This is a genomic window from Herbaspirillum lusitanum P6-12 (assembly GCF_000256565.1).
Taxonomy (GTDB): domain Bacteria; phylum Pseudomonadota; class Gammaproteobacteria; order Burkholderiales; family Burkholderiaceae_D; genus Herbaspirillum; species Herbaspirillum lusitanum.
Genome location: NZ_AJHH01000754.1, coordinates 1 through 4298, shown reverse-complemented (window position 1 = coordinate 4298; position 4298 = coordinate 1). Strand labels below are relative to the sequence as shown.

The window sequence follows — 4298 nt, the reverse complement described above, 5'->3', positions numbered from 1 at the left end:
GGACGCCTGGCGCGCGCCGTGATCGGTCTCGGCCTGATCCTGCTGGCGCTGGAACTGATTACTGCGGCGACGCGGCCGATGATCACGGGCGCCGGCATCAAGGTGCTGTTTTCCACACTGACCGGCGACATCATCCTCGACGCGTTGATCGGCGCGGTGTTCGCCATGCTGACCTATTCCAGCCTGGCCGCCGTGCTGCTGGCGGCAACGCTGGCCACGTCCGGGATCATTTCGCTCAAGGTCGCGCTGTGCCTGGTGATCGGCGCCAACCTCGGCAGCGGCATCCTGGCGCTGCTGACTGCCGCCAGCCAGAACGTCGCGGGCCGGCGGGTGGCGCTGGGCAGCATGCTGTTCCGCCTGTCGGGCGCGATCGTGGTGCTGCCCTTCATCAATTACATCGAGTTGTGGATTGCCCTGCTGGGCAAGGACCTGCGCTTCAGCGTGGTGGCCTTCCACGTGCTGTACAACACGGTGCGTTGCGGCCTGCTGCTGCCGCTGGTGGAACCGATGTCGCGCCTGTGCGTACGACTGCTGCCTGAGTCGCAGAAGGACGAGGAAGACGCCGCCGTCGCGCGCCATCTCGACCTCGCCGCAATCGACACGCCCTCGCTGGCGCTGGCCAATGCATCGCGTGAAGTGCTGCGCATCGGCGACCTGATCGAGAAAATGTTGACGAGCCTGTTGCCGGTCATTCGCGACAACAACCAGCTGCGCGCGCAACAGATCCGCAAGCTCGATGACGACGTCGACAAGCTGTACACGGCGGTGAAAATGTATCTGGCGCGCGTCTCGCGCGAAGAGCTCAATGAAAAGGAAGTGCGCCGCTGGACCAACATCGTCACACTGACGATCAACCTGGAACAGGCCGGCGACATCATCGAGCGCATCGTCAAGGGCATTGAAAGCAAGAAGATCGCGCTGCAGCGCAGCTTCTCTGCTGCCGGCATGAACGAAGTCTGTGAAATGCATGCGCGCCTGGTGGCGAGCCTGCAACTGGGCCTGTCGGTGTTCATCGACGGCGACCTCAAGAGCGCGCAAAAACTGCTGGCCGAAAAAGAAGCCTTCCGCGATCTCGAACGCGCTTATTCGAAGACCCACCTGACGCGGCTGGCCGGCGAAACCCAGCAGAGCATCGAGACCAGTTCATTGCATCTGGACCTGATCAGCGACATGCGCCGCATGCATTCGCTGTTCTGCTCGACGGCGTATTCGGTGCTGGATGAAGCCGGCATGCTGCGCCGCAGCCGCATGGACATTGGCGAAGATCCGGTGGCGGTGCAGGAGCGCCAGGAGTTCGGCGACTATTCGCATCCGCCCTGATCACGGGCGTCGGCCGATGTTCCCGGTCAGTGCCCGGAAATCTCCGAAATCGACATGCGCACGACCTTGCCGGTCTCCATGTCGAAATGCACGTTGAACAGCCGTTCTTCATGGACGTGCAGGTATTTCCAGTCCCACACTTCTTCCTTCTTGCGGGCGAACGGCACCACGGTGCGCGGGCGGCCGAGCATGTTGCGCACTTCTTCGCGCGTCATGCCTTTTTGCACCCTGTCGAAATTTTCGGCTGTCAGCACTTGTTGGTAATCCGACAATTTTCCGTCGGCGCCGATGCGGAACATCCAGGTCCGCACGCCCTGCGGTCCTTTCGGATATTCCAGCGTGCGGCCGCCATCGCTTTCCTCGCGCACGCTGTCCGGCTGCCCCATGACGCTGCGCACGTCGGCCTCGGTCGATGCGCCTTTGTTCAACTTGTCCAAACCGAATTCCTCCACGGGATTGCCGTTGCGGTCGCAACCGAGCGCGAGCACCGTCGCGCAGATGGCCGCCAGCCGGGCCAGCAACTTGTTTTTGATCATGGTCATCTTTGATATCAGAGCTTCAAGACAGGGTAGAATAGCGGTTATTGGCCAGTTAACAAGAATTCCCGGGATAAATCATGTTCTTCAGCAAACTTTTCACCTCGTACGAGTCGGAAGCCACCAAGTTCATCGCCGAGCTCAAGGCAAAGAATCCCAACCTCGAAGAAGAACAACGCGCCGGTCGTGCCCTGCTGTGGGACAAGACGCCGCTGGATCTGGACAAGACCGCGCGCGAGACCGAATCCCGCGTCAAGCAACAGTCCTACGTCTACCAAAATCACTAATTCGTCAGCATGATCGAAAACGCCGGGACTCCATCCTCCGACGCTGCCGAACTGACGCTGGAAGGCCAGCCGGACTCGACTCCCAACGTGGTCGACGGCGTCGCCTTTGCGAAGCTGTACGGCGAGCCGCTGTTCAAGCTGCCGACCGATCTGTACATTCCGCCAGACGCGCTGGAGGTTTTCCTGGAAGCGTTCCAGGGACCGCTGGATCTGCTGCTCTACCTGATCCGCAAACAGAACTTCAACATCCTCGACATCCCGATGGCGCAGGTCACCCTGCAATACCTGGAATACGTCGAACAAATCCGCAAGCACAACCTTGAGCTGGCCGCAGAATACCTGCTGATGGCGGCGATGCTGATCGAGATCAAATCGCGCATGCTGCTGCCGGTCAGGAAGGCCGACTCCGGCGAAGAAGCCGAAGATCCGCGCGCCGAGCTGGTGCGCCGCCTGCTCGAATACGAACAGATGAAGCTGGCCGCGCAGGAGCTCGATTCGCTGCCGCAAGTCGGCCGCGACTATGTACGCACCCAGGTTCACATCGAACAAACCGTCGTCGTGCGCTGGCCCGAGGTCAACCTCGACGACCTGCAGGCGGTGTGGGCCGACATCATGCGCCGCGCCAAACTGACCGAACATCACCACATCAGCCGCGAAGAACTGTCGGTGCGCGAGCACATGACCGGCATCCTGCGCCGCCTGCGCTCGGCGCGCTTCGTCGAATTCGCCGACCTGTTCGATCCGGCGCGCGGCGTGCCGGTGCTGGTGGTGAACTTCATCGCCCTGCTCGAGCTGGCCAAGGAAACCCTGATCGAAATCACCCAGGCCGAAGCCTTCGCGCCGATTTATGTGCGGCTGTCGTATTCTCCAAGCTGATCCACCCAGCTGGGTTGCCGGGCTGCCGAACCACCCCTTCAGCCCGGTCGCTCCTGTAGAGCACAGTCCGCTTCCGCATCCATCCACGACATAACGCCATGAAAATCATCTCGTCCATCGAAGAACTGCGCGACCAGCTGCGCGGCCAATTGCGCACTGCCTTCGTCCCGACCATGGGCAACCTGCACGAAGGCCATTTGTCGCTGATGCGCCTGGCCCGCACGCATGGCGATCCGGTGGTGGCGTCGATTTTCGTCAACCGCCTGCAATTCGGCCCGAACGAAGACTTCGACAAGTACCCGCGCACCTTCCAGGCCGACATCGACAAGCTGGAGAAGGAAGGCGTCTACGTCCTGTTCGCACCGACGGAAAGAGATCTCTATCCCGAGCCGCAGGAATACCGCGTGCAGCCGCCGGATGACCTCGGCAATATCCTCGAAGGCGAATTCCGTCCCGGCTTTTTCACCGGCGTGACCACCGTCGTGCTCAAGCTGTTCTCCTGTGTGCAGCCGCGCGTGGCGGTGTTCGGCAAGAAGGATTACCAGCAGCTCATGATCGTGCGCAACATGGCGCGCCAGTTTGCGCTGCCGACCGAAATCATCGCCGCCGAAACCTGGCGCGCCGACGACGGCCTGGCGCTGTCTTCGCGCAACGGCTACCTGTCGGCCGATGAGCGCACCGAAGCGCCCGAGTTGTACAAGGTGCTCAACCAGGTCGCCGACGAAGTGCGCAGCGGCCACTTGGACATCTCCAAACTGGAACGCAAGGCCATGGATGCGCTGGCGCAGCGCGGTTGGCAGCCCGATTACATCTCGATCCGCAAGCGCAACGACTTGCAACCGCCGTCCGCCGGCGATCTGGCGCAGGGCGAACAACTGGTCGTGGTCGCCGCCGCCAAACTCGGCAAGACGCGCCTGATCGACAATCTCGAAGTCTGATGCGTCATTGGCAGACGCCGCTGCGGTCCGCCCTGCCGGCGGTGCTTGCGTTGCTTTGTGCAGGCAACGCCGCCGCAAGCATCACCGTCACCGATGATTTCGGCAACGACATCCGCCTCGACAAACCCGCGCGCCGCATCGTCAGCCTCTCGCCGCACACCACCGAATTGCTCTATGCCGCCGGCGCCGGACCGTATGTGATCGGCGTGAGCAACTACAGCAACTATCCTCCGGCCGCGTTGCAAGCGGTCTCGGTCGGCCGCATCAGCGCGGTCGACATCGAAAAAATCCTTACCCTCAAACCGGACCTGATCCTGGCCTGGCGCAGCGGCAATTCGGCC

6 protein-coding genes are annotated in these 4298 nt (G+C 61.9%); 5 read left to right on the top strand and 1 reads right to left on the bottom strand.

Features of this window, described 5'->3' with window-relative positions:
• Positions 1-1320 (top strand): Na/Pi cotransporter family protein (locus tag HLUSI_RS30560; protein ID WP_016836437.1); only part of this gene is annotated, 1320 nt, incomplete at its 5' end.
• A gap of 26 nt (positions 1321-1346) precedes the next feature.
• Here the strand turns inward: HLUSI_RS30560 and bamE are convergent.
• Positions 1347-1862, bottom strand: a complete 516-nt coding sequence (gene bamE / locus HLUSI_RS0124455; RefSeq protein WP_016836436.1) for an outer membrane protein assembly factor BamE domain-containing protein — start codon at positions 1860-1862, stop codon at positions 1347-1349.
• Between the two features lie 74 nt (positions 1863-1936).
• Here bamE and HLUSI_RS0124450 point away from each other — a divergent pair, with 74 nt between their 5' ends.
• The 4 genes from HLUSI_RS0124450 to HLUSI_RS0124435 form a co-directional block, all read left to right on the top strand.
• Complete coding sequence (locus HLUSI_RS0124450; RefSeq protein ID WP_016836435.1) at positions 1937-2143, top strand: DUF3460 family protein; 207 nt, start codon at positions 1937-1939, stop codon at positions 2141-2143.
• Between the two features lie 9 nt (positions 2144-2152).
• Positions 2153-3019, top strand: coding sequence for a segregation and condensation protein A (locus HLUSI_RS0124445; protein ID WP_016836434.1), 867 nt, complete (start codon positions 2153-2155; stop codon positions 3017-3019).
• Between the two features lie 98 nt (positions 3020-3117).
• Positions 3118-3957, top strand: coding sequence for a pantoate--beta-alanine ligase (gene panC, locus HLUSI_RS0124440; RefSeq protein WP_016836433.1), 840 nt, complete (start codon positions 3118-3120; stop codon positions 3955-3957).
• On the top strand, positions 3957-4298 hold a 342-nt coding region (locus tag HLUSI_RS0124435; protein ID WP_016836432.1), incomplete at its 3' end, for an ABC transporter substrate-binding protein. The genes panC and HLUSI_RS0124435, both read left to right, overlap by 1 nt.